The following is a 16,482-nucleotide window of genomic DNA, read 5'->3' as shown; positions in this document are numbered from 1 at the left end:
TTGTTGCCGGCTCGCTTGGCACGGGCCGGCCGGATATCAGGATGACGTTGTCGGTGGCTGTCGCCCGGCGCGGTCTCAGTTCAGGGTGGCCGTCGCCAGCTTCGCGCCGAAGCCGATGAACATGCCGCCGACGCCGCTGGCCATGCCCGCGGACAGGCGCCGCCGGCGCCGGAACACCTCGGCCAGCCGCGCGCCCGCGAAGATGATCGCGGTCAGGTAGGCGAAGCTGCAGACCTGGCACACCAGCCCCAGCACCACGAAGGACAGCGCGGGATACGCGAACTGCGGATCGACGAACTGGATAAAGAACGAGATGAAGAACAGGATCGCCTTGGGGTTCAGCAGGCTGATCACCAGCGCCTTGCGGAACGGGTTGCCGGCCTTTTCCACCGTCACCGCGGCCGCTTCGGCCGGCTGGTTGCGGTTCGCCCAACTGCGCAGCGCGCCGCGCAGCATCTGCACGCCGATCCACACCAGGTAGGCCGCGCCGACATACTTGACCGCATAGAACAGGCCGGGGCTCGCCTTGAGCAGCGAGGCGACCCCCGCGGCGGACAGCACCATCAGGATGGCGTCGCCGAGGAACACCCCGCATGCGCCCAGGTAGCCCTGCCGCACGCCGCGCTGGGCGGCCACGGACAGCACGAACATCGAGTTCGGCCCCGGCAGCAGCACGATGAAGATCGTGCCGACCACGAAGGTCCAGAAATCGGTGATGCCGAGCGAGGCGTGCATGAAGGCGTTCATCGGGCGTCCTGCGTTCTTCGAAACATCGTTGCAGCGTTGGCGACTCTCGCTTACTTCTTCGCGTCGGCCATCATGGCCGTGAAGCGGTCGAACAGGTACGCCACGTCGTGCGGACCCGGCGATGCCTCGGGGTGGCCCTGGAAGCAGAACGCCGGCTTGTCGTTCAGTGCGAAGCCTTGCAGCGTGCCGTCGAACAGCGAGACGTGCGTCACGCGGGCGTTGGCCGGCAGCGTGCTGGCGTCCACCGCGAAACCGTGGTTCTGCGAGGTGATCACCACGCGGCCGTCGTCCATGTCCTTGACCGGATGGTTGGCGCCGTGGTGGCCGGCCTTCATCTTCAGCGTCTTGGCGCCGACCGCCAGGCCCATGATCTGGTGGCCCAGGCAGATGCCGAAGGTCGGGATGCCGCGGCGCAGGAATTCCTGGGTGGCGCGGATCGCGTAGTCGCACGGCTCGGGGTCGCCCGGGCCATTGGCCAGGAAGATGCCGTCCGGGTTATAGGCCAGCGCGTCCTCGGCGGTCGACTGGGCCGGCAGCACCGTGATGCGGCAGCCGCGCTCTGCCAGCATGCGCAGGATGTTGAACTTCACGCCGTAGTCGAACGCGACCACATGGAAACGCGGGTCGGTCTGCTTGCCGTAGCCGCGCGAGAGCGCCCATTCGGTCTGGTTCCATTCGTACGGTTCCTTGACCGACACCACCTTGGCCAGGTCCATGCCGGCCAGGCCGGGGAAGGAACGCGCCAGGTCGATGGCCTTCTGCACATTGTCCTCGCCGGCCAGGATGCAGCCGTTCTGCGCGCCCTTGTCGCGCAGGATGCGGGTCAGCTTGCGGGTGTCGATGCCGGCGATGGCGGGCACCTTCTCCTGCTTCAGGTAGTGCGAGAGCGTATGTTCCTTGCGGAAGTTGGACGCCAGAAGCGGCAGATCCTTGATGATCAGGCCGGCGGCATGGACTTTCGTGGCTTCGACATCCTCAACGTTGACGCCGACATTGCCGATATGCGGATACGTCAGGGTGACGATCTGCCGGGAATAGCTCGGGTCGGTGAGGATTTCCTGGTAACCGGTCAGCGCGGTGTTGAACACCACTTCGCCGATGGTATGGCCGGAAGCGCCAATGGAATAGCCACGAAAGACCGTGCCGTCTGCAAGCGCGAGAATGGCGGACGGAAAAGACGGTAACACGGGTAGGCTCCTGCTGGATTCACCCCGTGACCGACCTGATCGACGCCTCTTGCCCCCTGACTGGCTCGGGCGCCGCAGCGCCGGCGGTGCGCCGGGACTGTCGGGGCCGGCCGCGGCACGCGATTTCCCTGGACTGCTTGCGTTGCCGGGCCCGTGCGGGTTGGGCAGGCGGCGTCGCGATGGGAATTCCGGCGTGGCGGACTGGGGGCGGCGGAAGGTGGAATGCGGTTGGCGCTAGGGTGAAGGGTTCTGAAAGCGAAACTTTCGGATTCTACCCCACGCGGCGCAATTTTCCAAGTTTTCAAGGACTTGCATGCGCGCCGCGACGGCTGCCGGACCGCCCGCCGGCCTCCCCTCGCGGGCCGCCGGACGGCCTAGGGCGCGGGCGGCACCACCGCCGTGACCTCGATCTCCACCTTGGCGCGCGGCTCGACCAGATCGGCCACCTCGACCGCCGACATCGCCGGGTAGTGGCGCCCGATGATGGCGCGGTAGTGCTCGCCGATCGCCGGATAGGCGTTCACATATTCGGCCTTGTTCTTCACATACCAGGTCATGCGGGCGATATGCGCCGGCCCCGCTCCGCCCTGCTCCAGCACCGCGACGATATTGCGCAGCGCCTGCGCCACCTGCCCGGCGAAGTCGTCGGTCTCGAATTCGCACTGGCCGTTCCAGCCGATCTGCCCGCCGACGAAAATCAGCCGGCTGCCGGCCTGGAATTCGGTCAGGATGCCGTTGGCATAGCCGCGCGGCGGCGCCCAGTCGGGAGGTTGCAGCACTTTCATGGTCGTTTCCGTTTTGCTTGTCATGGTGTCTCGTCATCGGGCCCGGCCGCGACATAGGCGGACATGGCCTGCCGCACACGCTCCGGCAATGGCTGGGGCGCCATCCGGCCGGTATCGACGCAGACCAGCCGCTGCGTGATTTCCACCCGGGTGCCGCCATCGGGCCCGCGCAGGCGCACGTGGAGCGTGAAGCTGGAGCCGCCCAGCCGTGCCACGCGCAATTCCGCTGCCAGCACCTCGCCCAGCCGGCTCGGCGCGACGAAGCGGCACTGCAGGTCCGCCGTCGCCACGCCGGCGTGCCCGGCGCCGTGCATTTCGTCGAAAGGCCAGTCGAGGGCCTCCCGGAACCAGTCCTCGACCAGGCCGTTCAGCATCTCGAAGTAGCGCGGAAAGAACACGATGCCGGCGGCGTCGCAATGCTGGAAGCGCACCCGCACCGGCCGCGCGAATACCCCGCTCATGGCGTGGTGCGGGGCGCCTCGCCCGCGGCTTCCGGCTGCGACGCCATCTGGCGCAGCCGGAAGCGCTGCAGCTTGCCGGTCTCGGTGCGCGGCAGGGCCGGGACGAAGACGATGCGGCGCGGGTACTTGTACGGGGCGATCTGGCGCTTGACGTGCTCCTGCAGCGCCGCGCGCATCGCCTCGTCGGCGGCCACGCCGGGGCGCAGCACGACATAGGCGGCCACCACCTGCCCGCGCTCGCCGTCGGGCGCGCCCACCACGCCGCACTCGGCCACCGCCTCGTGCTGCATCAGCGCGGCCTCCACTTCGGGGCCGGCGATGTTGTAGCCGGCCGAGACGATCATGTCGTCCGAGCGCGCCTGGTAGTAGTAGTACCCGTCCGCATCGGCCACGAAGGTGTCGCCCGGCAGGTTCCAGCCGTCCTTGACATAGTTGGCCTGGCGCGGATCGTCCAGGTAGCGGCAGCCGGTGGGGCCGCGCACCGCGAGCTTGCCGACGGTGCCGGGCGGCACGGGTTGCATGTCGTCGTCCACGATCCGCGCCTCGTAGCCGGGCACAACCTTGCCGATGGCGCCCGCCCTCACCTGCTTCCCCGCGCTGGAGATGAAGATATGCATCATCTCGGTGGCGCCGATGCCGTCCGTCATCTCGATGCCGGTGGCGGCCTTCCAGCTCTGGCGCGTCGCGTCCGGCAGCGCCTCGCCGGCGGAGACGCTTTTCTTCAGGCTGGTCAGGTCATAGCCCTGCGCCAGTGCGGCCATCTGGCGATAGAAGGTCGGCGCGGTGAACACGATGGTGGCCCGGTGGCGCTGGATCAGCGCGAGCAGGCCGTCCGGCGTGAGCTTCTCGGCGAGCACGGTCGAGGCCCCGAGGCGCAGCGGAAAGCAGAGCAGGCCGCCGAGGCCGAAGGTAAAGGCCAGCGGCGGCGTGCCGCAGAAGATGTCGTCGGGACCGGGCCGCAGCACATGGCGCGGGAACAGGTCGCACATCGCCAGCACGTCGCGGTGGAAATGCATGGTGCCCTTGGGCTGGCCGGTGGTGCCGCTGGTGAAGGCGATCACGCAGATATCGTCCGCGGCCGTGTCGCACACGGCAAACTCGTCGGGCTTGCCCGCGATTGCGGCCTCCAGCGAGCCCTCGCCTTCGCCGTTGAAGTACAGCGCGCGCGCCAGGCTCGGGCAATGGTGCTCGCCCTCGCGCAGGTTGGCGTCCAACTCCTCGCGCAGCCGGGCGTCGCACAGCGCGGCGCAGACCTGAGACTTGTCGATGACCTGCTTCAGCTCTCGCGCGCGCAGCAGCGGCATGGTCGGCACCGCGATCAGGCCGGCCTTGAGCACGGCAAGCCAGCTTGCGGCCATCATCAGGTTGTTGGGCCCGCGCAGCAGCACGCGGTTGCCCGGTACCAGCCCCATGTCCTGCACCAGCACATGCGCGATGCGGTTGGACAGCGCCGCAAGCGCGGCGTAGCTGACCGTCTGGACGGGCGCGTCCGCCGCGCCGGGCTGATGGCGGATGGCGATGCGCGCGCCGCGTCCCTCGCGCACGTGCCGGTCCACCAGCTCCGCGGCGCAGTTCAGGCGCTCGGGATACGCCGTGTCGTCGTTGAACACGAACCGGGGCCACTGCGCCGGCGGCGGCAGGCGGTCCCGCGCGAAAGTGTCCAGGTGAGCCGTGCTTGCCATTGCTGCCTCCGGTCGGGGTTTCAGCTTGATTGCGTGGACGGGGAAGACGATGCGCGATGCGCGGCCAGCGTCTCGCGCGCGATGATCAGCTTCTGCACCTCGGTCGCGCCCTCGTAGATGCGCAGCGAGCGGATCTCGCGATAGAGGCTCTCGACGCGCGTGCCGACCTTGACGCCCAGGCCGCCGAACATCTGCACCGCGCGGTCGATCACCTGCTGCGCGTTCTCGGTGGCGACCATCTTGGCCATCGCCGCCTCGCGCGTGGTGCGCACGCCGCGCACGTCGCGCAGCCAGGCGGCGCGATAGGTCAGCAGCGCCGCCGCGTCGATGGCGGTGGCCATGTCGCCCAGCGCCGCCTGCGTCAGCTGCAGGTCGGCCAGCACGCCGCCGAACATTGGCCGCGTGGTGGCGCGCGCCACGGCTTCGTCCAGCGCCGCGCGGCCGAAGCCGAGCGCGGCGGCGGCCACCGACGCGCGGAAAATGTCGAGCGTCATCATCGCCACCTTGAAGCCCTGCCCCGCCTCGCCGAGCCGGTTGGCGACGGGCACGCGGCAGCCGTCGAAGGCCAGCGTGGCCAGCGGATGCGGCGCCATCACATCGATGCGCTCGGCGATGCTCAGCCCCGGCGTATCGGCATCGACCACGAAGGCGGAGATGCCGCGCGCGCCGGGTGCCTCGCCGGTGCGCACGAAGACGCAATAGAAGTCGGCGATGCCGCCGTTGGAAATCCAGGTCTTGCTGCCGTCGATGACGTAGTGGTCGCCATCGCGCGTGGCCCGGCATTGCATCGCGGCGACATCCGACCCCGCCTCCGGCTCCGACAGCGCGAACGCGGCGATGGCTTCGCCGCGCGCGACGCGCGGCAGGTAGCGCTCGCGCAACGCGTCGCTGCCGGCCAGCGTGATGGCGCCCGAGCCGAGTCCCTGCATCGCAAAAGCGAAGTCCGCCAACCCGTCGTGCCGGGCCAGCGTCTCGCGCAGCAGGCACAGCGCCCGCGAATCCAGCGCGGGCAGCACGCCGCCATGCGCCTGCGGCACGCAGTAGCGCAGCCAGCCCGCCGCGCCGAGCTGGCGCACCAGCGCGCGGCAGGCGGCATCGGTATCGGCATGGTCCACCGCCAGCGACGCCGCGCACCATGCGTCCAGTTCGCGCGCCAGTTCGCGGTGGGTGTCGTCGAAGAACGGCAGGTCGAGGTGGCCGCCGCCGGCCATGGTCGTGGTGGGCGAGGTCATGGTCAGTCGCCCTCGAACACCGGACGCGTCTTTGCCACGAAGGCATCGTAGGCCCGGCGGAAATCCCGCGTCTGCATGCAGATGGCCTGCGCCTCGGCCTCCGCCTCGATGGCCTCGTCCACGCCCATGTTCCACTCCTGGTGCAGCAGCTTCTTGGTCATGCCGTGCGCAAAGGTGGGGCCGGCGGCCAGCGTGGCGGCCAGCGCCTGCGCTTCGGCCAGCACCTGCTCCGGCGCGTGCAGCGCGTTGAAGAAGCCCCACTGCATGCCCTCGTCCGCCGTCATCGCCCGGCCCGTGTAGAGCAGCTCGCTGGCGCGGCCCTGCCCGATCACGCGCGGCAGCAGCGTGCAGGCGCCCATGTCGGCACCGGCCAGTCCCACGCGCACGAACAGGAAGGCGGTCCGGGCCTGGGGCGTGCCCAGCCGCATGTCCGAGGCCAGCGCAATCATGGCGCCCGCGCCGGCGCAGATGCCGTCCACCGCGCTGATCACCGGCTGCGGGCAGGCGCGCATGGCCTTGACGAGGTCGCCCGTCATGCGGGTGAAGTCCAGCAGCTCCGGCATGGTCATCCGCGTCAGCGGGCCGATGATCTCGTGCACGTCGCCGCCCGAGCAGAAGTTGCCGCCGGCGCCGGTCACCACCACGGTCTTGATGTCGCTGGCGTGGCACAGCGCGCGGAACAGGTCGCGCAGCTCGGCATACGAGTCGAACGTCAGCGGGTTCTTGCGCTCGGGCCGGTTCAGCGTCACGGTGCCGACCTTGCCGTCGCCGGACACGCTCCAGAGGAAGTGCTGCGGCTGATAGTCGGCGAAGGTGCGCTTGTGGTGGCGCATGTCGAGAGCGATCTCGCGGTCGGTGCTCATGGGTTTCCCTCGTGGTTACACGTTGCTGCGGCGCTTGTCCGATGGTGCGGCATCAGCCCGTCATGACCTCGCCGCCGGCCACCGCGATGGCCTGTCCGGTCATCGCGCCCGCGCCCGGCTGGCACAGCCAGGCCACGGCGTCGGCCACCTCGTCCGGCTGGATCAGGCGCTTCTGCGGATTGCGGGCCGACAGCTCCTCGCGCGCCTCGTCCTCGCTGCGGCCGGTCTTGCGCACGATGTTCACGACCGCATCGCGCACGATGTCGGTCTCGGTGAATCCCGGGCAGACCGCGTTGACCGTCACGCCGCTACGGGCCAGCTCCAGCGCCAGCGCGCGCGTGAGTCCGACCACGCCGTGCTTGGCCGCGCAATACGCGCTGACGTAGCCATAGCCGATCAGCCCGGCGGTGCTCGCCACGTTGACGATGCGCCCCCAGCCCGCGGCCACCATCGGTCCCACCGCCGCGTGCGCGCACAGGTAGGTGCCGGTCAGGTTGACGTCGAGCATGCGGCGCCACAGCGCGAGGTCGGTGCGGCCAAACGGCGCGCTGTGCGCCTGGCCCGCGTTGTTGACGAGGATGTCGACCCGGCCGAAGCGCGCCTGCGCGGCGGCGAACGCCGCGGCCACGCTGTCCTCGTCGGTGACGTCGGCCGGCGCGAATCCCACGCGGGCGTCGCCGCCTTCGCGCGCCAACGTGCCCGCGGCGTCTTCCAGCGTGGCCGCATCGCGCCCCACGAGCGTCACGCTGGCGCCATCGGCCAGCAGGCGCGCCGCGATGGCCGCGCCGATGCCCCGCCCGCCGCCGGTGACCAGCGCATGCCGCCCCCGCAGCGCGCCCTGCTCCGTGGGCCGGTCGGCGGTGCTCATGCCTTGCCTCCCGCCGCCTGCGCCGCGCGCTCCAGATTGGTTTCGAGCTGCCGTTTGGCGGCCAGGTACTGCTTCGGCCAGTTCACGTCGCGCACGCCCAGGCGCGCGGCCTCGCGCAGCGTCCATGCGGCGTCGGCCAGATGCGGCCGGGCGATGGCGCACAGGTCCGCCCGCCCGGCGGCGATGATGCTGTCCACATGGTCCGCCTCCGAGATCGCGCCCACCGCGATGGTGGGGATGCGGGCCTCGTTGCGGATGCGATCGGCGAATGGCGTCTGGTACATGCGGCCGTAGACCGGGGCCTGGTCGGGGCTGACCTGGCCGGACGAACAGTCGATCATGTCGGCGCCGGCGGCCTGGAACGCCCGGGCGATTTCCACGGCATCGTCGGGCGTGATGCCGCCTTCGACCCAGTCATGGGCGGAGATGCGCACCGACATCGGCAGGTCCACCGGCCACACCGCGCGCACCGCGGCGAACACCTCCAGCGGAAAACGCAGCCGGTTCGCCAGCGAGCCGCCGAATTCGTCGGTGCGCCGGTTGGTCAGCGGCGAGATGAACGACGACAGCAGGTAACCGTGCGCGCAATGCAGCTCCAGCCAGTCGAAGCCGGCCTGCGCGGCACGGCGGGCGCAGGCGACGAAGTCATCGCGCACTTGCTCCATGTCCGCGCGGCTCATCTCGCGCGGCACCTGCGAGATGCCAGGCAGGTAGGGCAGCGGCGAGGCCGAGACCAGCGGCCAGTTGCCCTCGGCCAGCGGATGGTCCATCGCCTCCCAGCCGAGCTGGGTCGACCCCTTGCGGCCCGCGTGGCCGAGCTGGATGCCGATATGGGCATCGGTGCTCGCGTGCACGAAATCGACGATGCGCCGCCACGCGTCGCGCTGCGCGTCGTTCCACAGCCCCGGGCAGCCCGGCGTGATGCGTGCATCGGGCGACACGCAGGTCATCTCCGCCATCACCAGCGCGGCGCCGCCCATCGCGCGCGCGCCCAGGTGAGCCAGGTGGAAGTCGCCGGGCACGCCGTCCACGCACGAGTACATCGCCATCGGCGACACCACCACGCGGTTCTTCAGCGTCACGCCGCGCACGCGGTACGGCGTGAACATCGGCGGCAGCGGCCCCTCGCGCAGGCGCAGCGCCTGCTCGGGCACGCCGGCCTGCAGCGCGAGCCAGCGCTCGAACCCGGCCACATAGTCCGGATCGCGCAGCCGCAGATTCTCGTGCGAGATCCGCTGCGAGCGGGTGAGCAGCGAATAGGCGAACTGTTCCGGCGCGAGATGGGCATAGCGCTCGACATGCTCGAACCATTCGGTGGAATTGCGCGCGGCGTTCTGGATCTTGAGCACCTCCACGCTGCGCACCGCCTCGTAGCGCTCCAGCGCCGCGGGCAACCCTTCGGGCCCGGCGGCGCCGATATTGCGCGCCAGCTCGATGGCATCCTCCAGCGCGAGCTTGGTGCCGGAGCCGATCGAGAAATGCGCGGTATGCGCGGCGTCGCCCATCAGCACGATGGGAACGCGGCGGCCGTCAGGCAGCGCCTGCCAGTGCACCCAGGTATGGCAGATCACGCGCGGGAACCGGATCCAGTTGGCCGAGCCGCGCAGATGGGTGGCGTTGCTGATCAGCCGGTTGCCGTCGAGGTATCGCGCGAACAGGCGCTCGCACCACGCGATGCCCTCCTCCTGGCTCATGCGGTCCAGCCCCGCGGCCTGCCACACCGGCTCGGGCGTCTCGACGATAAAGGTGGAAGTGTCGTCGTCGAAGCGGTAGGCGTGGGCCTGGAACCAGCCGTGTTCGGTCTTCTCGAAGGCGAAGGTGAAGGCGTCGAAGCGCTTGTGCGTACCCAGCCAGACGAAGCGGCACTGGCGGGTATCGATATCGGGAGCGAAAGTCTGCGCATAGCTCGCGCGCACGCGGCTGTTGACGCCGTCGGCGGCGATCACCAGGTCGGCCTCGTATTGCCGCGCCAGCTGCTGGTCGTCGGCGACGTCGGTCTCGAACACCAGCCGCACGCCGAGCTCCTCGCAGCGCGCCTGCAGGATATTGAGAAGCCGCTTGCGGCCGATGCCGATAAAGCCATGCCCGCCTGAGCGCAGCGTGCGCCCGCCGATATGGATGTCGATATCGTCCCAGTGGTTGAAGGCCGCGTTGATCTGGGCGGCGCTGACGGGGTCGGCTTCCTTGAGGTTGTCCATGGTGGCGTCGGAAAACACCACGCCCCAGCCGAAGGTGTCGTAGGGCCGGTTGCGCTCGACCACCACCACGTCGTTGCGCGGGTCCTGCAGCTTCATCAGCAGGCCGAAATACAGGCCCGCGGGACCACCGCCGATGCACAGCACACGCATTGTGTCGTCTCCTGGCGAGGCGGGTGGCCTGTGGCGCCCCACCTCGAAATGCGGCTCGCTTGCCTGATCGTCGTCCTGGCGACGCCTTGTCGTCGCGCGCTAGGGCCGTCCAGGCATCGTTTTAGCTCATGGCTAAATATTTTATGTTTGAAATATTAGTGCGCGCGCCCGTGCAGGGCAAGCGAAATCGGCGGGATCGCGCCCGCCGCGCCGCCAGCCGGCCGGCTACCCCTGCATCGCGGCCTGCACCTGCGCCAGCGCGCCCGGATCCTCGATCGTCGTCAGGTCGCCCGGATCGCGGCCCTCCGCCACCGCCTGCATCGCGCGCCGCAGCAGCTTGCCCGAGCGCGTCTTGGGCAGGGCGTTGACGAACAGCACGCGCGCCGGGCGCGCCACCGCGCCCAACTGCCGGTCCACCGTCTGCATGATCTCGCCCTCCAGCGCGAGGCGGTCCTGCGGCGTGCCGGTGCGGCCGGCGTCGCGGGCGATGCAGAACGCCATGGCCACCTGCCCCTTGAGCGCGTCCCGCACGCCCACCACCGCGACTTCGGCCACGGCCGGATGCGAGGCGATGCTCTCCTCGATCTCGCGGGTGCCCAGCCGATGGCCGGCCACGTTGATCACATCGTCGGTGCGGCCCAGGATGAACAGATAGCCGTCCTGGTCCCGCACGCCCCAGTCGAAGGTGGAATAGCGCGGCGCGTCGGGAAAGCTGGACCAGTACGTCCTGACGAAGCGGGCGTCGTCGCCCCATACCGTGCTCATGCATCCGGGCGGGAGCGGTCCCGCGATGGCGACCACGCCCTTCTGGCCCGGCGCGCATTCCTCCCCGGTCTGCTCGTCGACGATGCGCACGTCGTAGCCGTACACCGGCACCCCGGGCGAGCCGAGCTTGGGCGGCAGCGCCTCGATGCCGCGCTGGATCGCGATGATCGGCCAGCCGGTTTCCGTCTGCCAGTAGTTGTCCACCACCGGCTTGCCGATGCCCTGCTGGATCCAGCTGGCGGTGGGCTCGTCCAGCGGCTCGCCGGCGAGAAACAGCAGACGCAGGCTGGACAGGTCATGGCGATGCAGCAGCGCCGGGTCCTGCTTCTTCAGCACGCGGATCGCGGTCGGCGCGCTGAACATCAGGTTCACCCGGTAGCGCTCCACCAGTTGCCACAGGATGCCGCCGTCGGGCCGCACCGGCGTGCCCTCGTACATCACGGTGGCCATGCCGGCCAGCAGGGGCCCGTAGACGATATAGCTGTGGCCCACCACCCAGCCGATGTCCGAAGTGGTGAACATCGTGTCGCCGGGCTTGCCGCAGAAGATGTATTCCATCGATGCGGCGAGCGCCACCGCATACCCGCCCGTATCGCGCTGCACGCCCTTGGGCTTGCCGGTGGTCCCCGAGGTGTAGAGCACATAGGACGGCTCGTTCGACTCGAGCCACGCGCACGGCACGGACGCCTCGCCCACGCGCTCGCGCCACGCGGCATAGTCCTCGTCGCGCCCCGCCACCCGCTCCATCGGCGCCAACTGGCGGTCCACCAGCAGGACCTTTTCCGGCTTGTGCCCGGCGAGGGCCACGGCTTCGTCCAGCAGCGGCTTGTAGGGCACGACCTTGCCCGCGCGCGAGCCGGCGTCCGCGGCGACGATCACGCGCGGGCGCGCGTCGTCGATGCGCGCCGCGAGGCTGACCGAGGCGAAGCCGCCGAACACCACCGAATGGATGGCACCGATGCGCGCACAGGCCAGCATGGCGAAGGTGGCCTCGGGAATCATCGGCATGTAGATCAGCACCCGCTCGCCGCGAGCGACGCCCAGCGCCTGCAGGATGGCGGCCATGCGGTTCACCTCCGCATGCAGTTGCGCGAAGGTATAGGTGCGCTCGGCGCCGGTCTCGGTCGAGACATGGATCAGCGCGGGCTGGTCCGCCCGCTCGCGCAGATGGCGGTCCACCGCGTTGTGGCAAAGGTTGGTGCGGCCGCCGACGAACCACCGCGCGAACGGCGGGTTGCTGTGGTCCAGCACGGTATGCCAGGGGGTCTGCCATTCGATCCGGGCGGCCTGTTCGGCCCAGAAGCCTTCGGGATCGGCCAGGGAACGCGCATGCATGGCGCTCGTCGCTGTCATCGGTGTCTCCTCCGCGTGGTCGCGGTTATCTGTAGCGGTGCCCGGCAAGTGTGCCACCGCGCGAGCGGCCCGGGTCATTCACAGTGTCGGCAGACCGACTTACGCGGGCCTTACCGCGATGGGGCCGGAGGGGCCGGAAAAAACAAAAAGGGCATGCGCTGGCGCATGCCCTTTCCTTCCGGCCCGGCCGCGCCGGTACCCCGCTAGCGGGACTTGCCCTTGCCGGAGGCCTTGACCGCGGGCTTCGCGCTGGCCGTGCCCGTGCTTCTGGCGGAAGCCTTCGCCGAGGCCTTGGCCGACGCCTTGACGTTGCCGCCCTTGCTGCGCGGCGTCGCTTCCACCACCACGCGCTGGCGTCCGGCCGGCGCGGCCTTGCCACCCCGCTTGCCGGAGACCCGGATCACTTCGACCTTGCCGCGCGGCGACGGGTCCGCATCCCGCACCAGCGCGCGCGCGCGGCCGGCCGGCACCATCAGCACCAGGCTCTGGCCGGCGACCAGCTTGCTGCCGGACAGGTCGTTCCACGCCTGCACCTGGCGCGGGGTGACGCGATAGCGCCGCGCCACCGTCACCACGGTATCGCGCTTGCCGGCCCGCACGACGATGCGGCGCGGCTCCGGCACGTCCGGCTCCATCGCCAGCGTCGCCGTCTCGGCGATCTTGGCGCTGATGTCCTCGCTGTAGCGGTCCGAACGCGGAATCATCACCGTGGACCCCGGCTTCAGCCGCATGCCCTTGGGAATGCGGTTGACCTCGCGCAGCGTGTCCGGATCGACGTTGAGCCGCGCCGCCAGCGTCTCGATGCGCTCGCGCCCATCGACGGTGACCGCGGTCCAGCTCGACAGTCCGCCGCGATAGGTGTTCAGGTTGTACTGGAAGCGCTCGGCGTTGTCGAACGGCAGCAGGATCTGCGGATTCGACGCACCCAGGATCACCGGCTTGTTGAACGATGGATTGAGCGCGCGGAATTCATCGAGCGGCAGGTTGGCCAGCTTGGCCGCCAGCGAGACATCGATATCGCGCGAGGTGGTGACCGTGACGAAATACGGGTGGTCCGGAATCTCCGGCAGCTTGACCCCATACATCGCCGGATTGCCGATGATGTTCTTGACCGCCTGGAGCTTGGGCACGTAGTAGCGCGTCTCGTTAGGCATATTGAGACTCGCGTAGTCGGTCGGCAGCCCCTTGGCCTGGTTGCGGGCGATCGCCCGGCCCACCGCGCCCTCGCCCCAGTTGTACGCCGCCAGCGCCAGATGCCAGTCGCCGAACATGTCGTACAGCCGGGACAGGTAGTCCAGTGCCGCGTCCGTCGAGGCCAGCACGTCGCGGCGCTCGTCGCGGAACATGTTCTGCTTGAGGTTGTAGTCCTTGCCGGTGCTCGGGATGAACTGCCACATGCCGGCCGCCTTGGCGGTGGACTCGGCCTGCGGGTTGAACGCGCTCTCGACGAAGGGCAGCAGCGCCAGTTCGGTCGGCATGTTGCGGCGCTCGAGCTCCGCGACGATGTGGTAGAGGTACTTGCTGGACCGGCCCACCATCCGCTCCATGTAGTCGGGCCGCGCGGCATACCACTGCGTGCGGTCCTCGACCAGCGTGCCTTCCAGATCCTGCATGGCGAAGCCGCGGCGGATACGGACCCAGATGTCCTGCGAGGGGCCGCGCAGCCATTCCACGCTCTGCTCGTCGACATTGACCAGCGGCGCCGTGCCGGCGGCCGCCGAGACCGGCGGGTGGATGGTGTTTAGGGGATCGGGGCGGGAGGCTGTCTGGGCGGTCGGCTCGCCGGCCGTGCCGGCATCGGGCGACGTTGGCGTGCCGGCACACGCTGCAAGCAGCGCGGAGCACGCAATCACCGCCAGTAATCGACCAAATTCCATTAATTTCTCGAATCGTGACGCTAAAAAGTTGAGCGATGCTATGAAAAACGTGCCTGCGAGTCAATGAAATTTTCCGGGCGCGGACCCCGGAACGGCCCGACGCAGCGGGCTTTTCCCGGCCTCGCTGGCTCTGCCTCCCGCCTGGGGCGACTCGCCCGCCTCAGCGGAAACCGTCCTTCCATTTGCGCAGTGCTCCAAACACGGCGGCATCGTCTTCGCCCTGCGTGCCCGCCTCGACTGCCACCGCTTCGCGCACCGCCGCTTCGCGCGAGCGCAGGAAAGGATTGACTTCGCGTTCGTGGCCGATGGTGGTGGGCAGCGTCGGCCGCCCGGTCGCGCGCAGTGCCTCCACCCGCGCATCCCACTCGGACAGCACCGGATTGTGCGGCTCCACCGCCCTCGCGAAGCGCACATTGCTGCGGGTGTATTCGTGCGCGCAATAGACCTTCGTCTCGGCGGGGAGCGCCGCGAGCTTGTCGAGCGAGTCCAGCATCTGCGCCGGCGTGCCCTCGAACAGCCGCCCGCAGCCGCTGGCGAACAGCGTATCGCCGCAGAAGACCGACGGCCCCGCGCCGGGCAGGTCGGCCACGAAGGCAACGTGCCCGGCGGTATGGCCGGGCACGTCGAGCACGCGCATGGAAAGGGCGGGGAAACGGAGGTCGAAGGTATCGCCCTCGCGTACGGCCAGGGTACGATGGCCGATGCGCTCGCCCGCCGGTCCCACCACCGGCACGGGCTTGCCGTCCGGTCCGCTGGGGTGGCGCTGCAGCAGCGCTTCGACGCCGCCCTGGTGATCGCCGTGATGGTGGGTGATTACAATGGCCCCCAGCGCGAGCCCGTTGCGCGCCAGGAAATCCTCGACCGGAGCGGCCTCGCCCGGGTCGACCACAGCCACGGCATGACCATCGTGGATCGCCCAGATATAGTTATCCTGGAATGCGGGGATTGGCTCCACCTTCAACATGCGTTGCTCCTATGTCCAAGCGTCCGATTATAGATTGGGATAACTGGCTCACTTCCCCGCCCGGGCAGTACATGCTCGAGTGGGAACGCCAGCAATACGACCGGACCGTGGCCGATATCTTCGGCTATCACGCGGTGCAGCTTGGCCTGCCCGTCATGGATACGCTGCGCGAGAACCGCATGCCGTTCAGTGCGCTGGCGCTCGATCCCGCCGCCGGGCCCCACGGCCCGCGCCAGGACGAGGCGGACAACCGCCAGCTGCTGTGCCGCTTCGACGAGCTGCCCTTCGATACGCAGAGCGTGGATCTGGTCACCCTGCCCCATGTGCTGGAGTTCTCGGACGATCCGCACGAAGTGCTGCGCGAGGTCTCGCGCGTGCTGATGCCCGAGGGCCAGGTCATCGTCTCGTGCTTCAACCCGATGAGCCTGTGGGGCGCGCGGCAGGGCCTGAACCGGCTGGGGGCCGACCCCTTCCTGCCCGCCGACGCCCAGTCGATCGGCTTCGTGCGGATCAAGGACTGGCTCAAGCTGCTGGGCTTCGACATCATCCGCGGCCGCTTCGGCTGCTACTGCCCGCCCTACCGCACCGAGCGCTGGCTGCAGCGCGCCGCCTTCATGGAGAAGGCCGGCGACCGCTGGTGGCCGATCTTCGGCGCGGTCTATATGATCTCGGCGGTCAAGCGCGTGCGCAACATCCGCCTGGTCGGCCCGGCCTGGAAAACCTCCAAGCCCGCGCTCGCGCCCGTCGCCGCGCCGGTGGCCACGCCCACCGGCACCCACGGCAAGAGCTCGCCCGGCGACGAAAACTGAACGCGGCCGCTTCGTCGCCGCCATCCCGACACCGCGCCGCCCGGCAACCCCGGGCGGCCATCTTTTTGAAGACGCATGCAAGAAGTCACGATCTATTCCGACGGCGCCTGCAAGGGCAACCCCGGCCCCGGCGGCTGGGGCGCCGTGCTGGTCTCCGGCAGCAACGAGAAGGAGCTGTTCGGCGGCGAGGCGAACACCACCAACAACCGCATGGAGCTGACCGCGGTGATCGAAGCGCTGCGCGCCCTCAAGCGCCGCTGCAGCGTGGACGTCTACACCGACTCGCAGTACGTGCAGAAAGGCATCGGCGAATGGCTGCCGGGGTGGAAGGCGCGCGGCTGGAAGACCGCCGACAAGAAGCCGGTCAAGAACGCCGACCTGTGGCAGACGCTGGACACGCTGGCCCAGCAGCACGAGGTGCGCTGGCATTGGGTGCGCGGCCATAACGGCCATCCCGGCAACGAGCACGCCGACGCGCTGGCCAACCGCGGCGTCGCCATGCTGACCGGCACCCGTGCCGTCGCCGGTTAGAATGCCCGCC

At 69.4% G+C, this 16,482-nt stretch carries 14 protein-coding genes; 2 read left to right on the top strand and 12 right to left on the bottom strand.

Going from position 1 to position 16,482, the window contains the following annotated elements:
- Positions 1-75 precede the first annotated feature (75 nt).
- The 12 genes from leuE to gloB form a co-directional block, all read right to left on the bottom strand.
- The gene (leuE, locus tag LDO27_RS21855; RefSeq protein ID WP_224043963.1) at positions 76-747 is read right to left on the bottom strand and encodes a leucine efflux protein LeuE; all 672 of its coding nucleotides are present in this window, start codon (positions 745-747) and stop codon (positions 76-78) included.
- Positions 748-797: 50 nt separating this feature from the next.
- Positions 798-1,934 carry a glutamine-hydrolyzing carbamoyl-phosphate synthase small subunit gene (gene carA / locus LDO27_RS21850; RefSeq protein WP_222203778.1) on the bottom strand — a complete coding sequence of 379 codons (1,137 nt, stop codon included), beginning with the start codon at positions 1,932-1,934 and terminating at the stop codon, positions 798-800.
- A 374-nt stretch (positions 1,935-2,308) separates the two neighbouring features.
- Positions 2,309-2,719, bottom strand: a complete 411-nt coding sequence (locus LDO27_RS21845) for a RidA family protein (RefSeq protein WP_224044003.1) — start codon at positions 2,717-2,719, stop codon at positions 2,309-2,311.
- A gap of 20 nt (positions 2,720-2,739) precedes the next feature.
- Positions 2,740-3,180, bottom strand: coding sequence for an acyl-CoA thioesterase (locus tag LDO27_RS21840; RefSeq protein ID WP_224043961.1), 441 nt, complete (start codon positions 3,178-3,180; stop codon positions 2,740-2,742).
- Positions 3,177-4,862, bottom strand: coding sequence for an AMP-binding protein (locus LDO27_RS21835; RefSeq protein ID WP_224043960.1), 1,686 nt, complete (start codon positions 4,860-4,862; stop codon positions 3,177-3,179). Before LDO27_RS21835 ends, LDO27_RS21840 begins: the two co-directional genes overlap by 4 nt.
- A gap of 20 nt (positions 4,863-4,882) precedes the next feature.
- Entirely contained in the window at positions 4,883-6,094 is a 1,212-nt protein-coding gene (locus LDO27_RS21830) for an acyl-CoA dehydrogenase family protein (RefSeq protein ID WP_377747755.1), read from the bottom strand.
- 2 nt (positions 6,095-6,096) lie between these two features.
- Positions 6,097-6,957 (bottom strand): enoyl-CoA hydratase family protein, encoded by an 861-nt coding sequence (locus LDO27_RS21825; protein WP_224043959.1) that lies wholly within the window; start codon positions 6,955-6,957, stop codon positions 6,097-6,099.
- A 52-nt stretch (positions 6,958-7,009) separates the two neighbouring features.
- Positions 7,010-7,825, bottom strand: coding sequence for an SDR family NAD(P)-dependent oxidoreductase (locus LDO27_RS21820; protein ID WP_224043957.1), 816 nt, complete (start codon positions 7,823-7,825; stop codon positions 7,010-7,012).
- A complete protein-coding gene (locus LDO27_RS21815) occupies positions 7,822-10,173 on the bottom strand; it encodes a bifunctional salicylyl-CoA 5-hydroxylase/oxidoreductase (protein WP_224043955.1) in 2,352 nt (783 codons plus the stop codon). Before LDO27_RS21815 ends, LDO27_RS21820 begins: the two co-directional genes overlap by 4 nt.
- Before the next feature lie 225 nt (positions 10,174-10,398).
- Entirely contained in the window at positions 10,399-12,291 is a 1,893-nt protein-coding gene (locus LDO27_RS21810; RefSeq protein ID WP_222203786.1) for a propionate--CoA ligase, read from the bottom strand.
- A gap of 203 nt (positions 12,292-12,494) precedes the next feature.
- On the bottom strand, positions 12,495-14,168 hold the full coding sequence (locus tag LDO27_RS21805; RefSeq protein WP_222203787.1) for a transglycosylase SLT domain-containing protein: 1,674 nt from the start codon (positions 14,166-14,168) through the stop codon (positions 12,495-12,497).
- Positions 14,169-14,328: 160 nt separating this feature from the next.
- Positions 14,329-15,132: a hydroxyacylglutathione hydrolase gene (gene gloB, locus LDO27_RS21800; RefSeq protein WP_224043954.1), complete on the bottom strand. Its 804-nt coding sequence runs from the start codon at positions 15,130-15,132 to the stop codon at positions 14,329-14,331.
- An 11-nt stretch (positions 15,133-15,143) separates the two neighbouring features.
- On the opposite strand from gloB, the gene LDO27_RS21795 reads away from it, so the two are divergent.
- Together LDO27_RS21795 and rnhA are read left to right on the top strand one after the other, a co-directional pair.
- On the top strand, positions 15,144-15,941 hold the full coding sequence (locus tag LDO27_RS21795) for a class I SAM-dependent methyltransferase (RefSeq protein ID WP_224043952.1): 798 nt from the start codon (positions 15,144-15,146) through the stop codon (positions 15,939-15,941).
- Between the two features lie 75 nt (positions 15,942-16,016).
- Positions 16,017-16,472 carry a ribonuclease HI gene (gene rnhA, locus LDO27_RS21790; protein ID WP_222203793.1) on the top strand — a complete coding sequence of 152 codons (456 nt, stop codon included), beginning with the start codon at positions 16,017-16,019 and terminating at the stop codon, positions 16,470-16,472.
- Positions 16,473-16,482 lie beyond the last annotated feature (10 nt).

The organism is Cupriavidus respiraculi, assembly GCF_914271545.1.
In the GTDB taxonomy this organism is placed as follows: Bacteria; Pseudomonadota; Gammaproteobacteria; order Burkholderiales; family Burkholderiaceae; genus Cupriavidus; species Cupriavidus respiraculi.
Note: the sequence above shows the minus strand (reverse complement) of the source record. Positions and strands in the feature narration are given on the sequence as shown.

What these genes read in the sequence shown, in the direction of transcription:
- leuE (WP_224043963.1), bottom strand. Translation starts at nt 747, where the DNA reads ATGAACGCCTTCATGCACGCCTCGCTCGGCATCACCGATTTCTGGACC.
- LDO27_RS21845 (WP_224044003.1), bottom strand. Translation starts at nt 2,719, where the DNA reads ATGAAAGTGCTGCAACCTCCCGACTGGGCGCCGCCGCGCGGCTATGCC.
- LDO27_RS21840 (WP_224043961.1), bottom strand. Translation starts at nt 3,180, where the DNA reads ATGAGCGGGGTATTCGCGCGGCCGGTGCGGGTGCGCTTCCAGCATTGC.
- LDO27_RS21835 (WP_224043960.1), bottom strand. Translation starts at nt 4,862, where the DNA reads ATGGCAAGCACGGCTCACCTGGACACTTTCGCGCGGGACCGCCTGCCG.
- LDO27_RS21830 (WP_377747755.1), bottom strand. Translation starts at nt 6,094, where the DNA reads ATGACCTCGCCCACCACGACCATGGCCGGCGGCGGCCACCTCGACCTG.
- LDO27_RS21825 (WP_224043959.1), bottom strand. Translation starts at nt 6,957, where the DNA reads ATGAGCACCGACCGCGAGATCGCTCTCGACATGCGCCACCACAAGCGC.
- LDO27_RS21820 (WP_224043957.1), bottom strand. Translation starts at nt 7,825, where the DNA reads ATGAGCACCGCCGACCGGCCCACGGAGCAGGGCGCGCTGCGGGGGCGG.
- LDO27_RS21815 (WP_224043955.1), bottom strand. Translation starts at nt 10,173, where the DNA reads ATGCGTGTGCTGTGCATCGGCGGTGGTCCCGCGGGCCTGTATTTCGGC.
- LDO27_RS21810 (WP_222203786.1), bottom strand. Translation starts at nt 12,291, where the DNA reads ATGACAGCGACGAGCGCCATGCATGCGCGTTCCCTGGCCGATCCCGAA.
- LDO27_RS21805 (WP_222203787.1), bottom strand. Translation starts at nt 14,168, where the DNA reads ATGGAATTTGGTCGATTACTGGCGGTGATTGCGTGCTCCGCGCTGCTT.
- gloB (WP_224043954.1), bottom strand. Translation starts at nt 15,132, where the DNA reads ATGTTGAAGGTGGAGCCAATCCCCGCATTCCAGGATAACTATATCTGG.
- LDO27_RS21795 (WP_224043952.1), top strand. Translation starts at nt 15,144, where the DNA reads ATGTCCAAGCGTCCGATTATAGATTGGGATAACTGGCTCACTTCCCCG.
- rnhA (WP_222203793.1), top strand. Translation starts at nt 16,017, where the DNA reads ATGCAAGAAGTCACGATCTATTCCGACGGCGCCTGCAAGGGCAACCCC.